Annotated in this window: 1 protein-coding gene; it reads left to right on the forward strand. The window is 69.0% G+C overall.

The window, feature by feature from the left end; all coding sequences use genetic code 11:
• On the forward strand, positions 1-749 hold a 749-nt coding region (gene trpS / locus JS521_RS33495), incomplete at its 5' end, for a tryptophan--tRNA ligase (RefSeq protein ID WP_205086660.1).
• Positions 750-900: the final 151 nt, after the last annotated feature.

Below are 900 nucleotides of genomic sequence, written 5' to 3' on the forward strand. Positions count from 1 at the left end.
CCGAGCACGCACAGCTCGGCTGGGTGATGAACTGCCTCACCGGCTTCGGCGAGGCCTCCCGGATGACGCAGTTCAAGGACAAGTCCGCCAAGCAGGGCGCCGACCGCGCCACCGTCGGCCTCTTCACCTATCCGGTGCTCCAGGTCGCCGACATCCTGCTCTACCAGGCGAACCAGGTCCCGGTGGGCGAGGACCAGCGCCAGCACATCGAGCTGACCCGCGACCTCGCCGAGCGGTTCAACGGCCGCTACGGCCAGACGTTCACCGTCCCCGCGCCGTACATCCTCAAGGAGACGGCGAAGATCTTCGACCTCCAGGACCCTGCGGTCAAGATGAGCAAGTCGGCCTCCACGCCGAAGGGCCTCATCAACCTCCTCGACGACCCGAAGGTCACCGCCAAGAAGGTGAAGAGCGCCGTCACCGACACCGACACCGTGATCCGCTTCGACGAGGAGAAGAAGCCTGGCGTCAGCAATCTGCTCACGATCCTCTCCACGCTCTCGGGCAGCCCGGTGGAGGATCTGGAACGCAGTTACGAGGGCAAGGGCTACGGCGCGCTGAAGACCGACCTGGCCGAGGCCATGGTGGAATTCGTCACTCCCTTCCGGGTCCGCACCCAGGAATATCTGGACGACCCGGAGACGCTGGACTCCATCCTGGCCAAGGGAGCGGAGAAGGCCAGGGCCGTCGCCGCGGAGACGCTGGCACAGACGTACGACCGGATGGGCTTCCTGCCCGCGAAGCACTGAGTCCAAGGACCCTGGCGAGACCATGGCCGCAGGGGTCACACTTGCGGCGACGGAACGCGGGGGGGGGGCCCCCCCCCCCCCCCCCGCGGGCCCCCACACCCCCCCCCCCCCCCGGGGGGCCCCCCGGGGGGGCCGGAACACAGGCGCGGGG

This window comes from Streptomyces durocortorensis, assembly GCF_016901035.1.
Classification (GTDB): domain Bacteria; phylum Actinomycetota; class Actinomycetes; order Streptomycetales; family Streptomycetaceae; genus Streptomyces; species Streptomyces durocortorensis.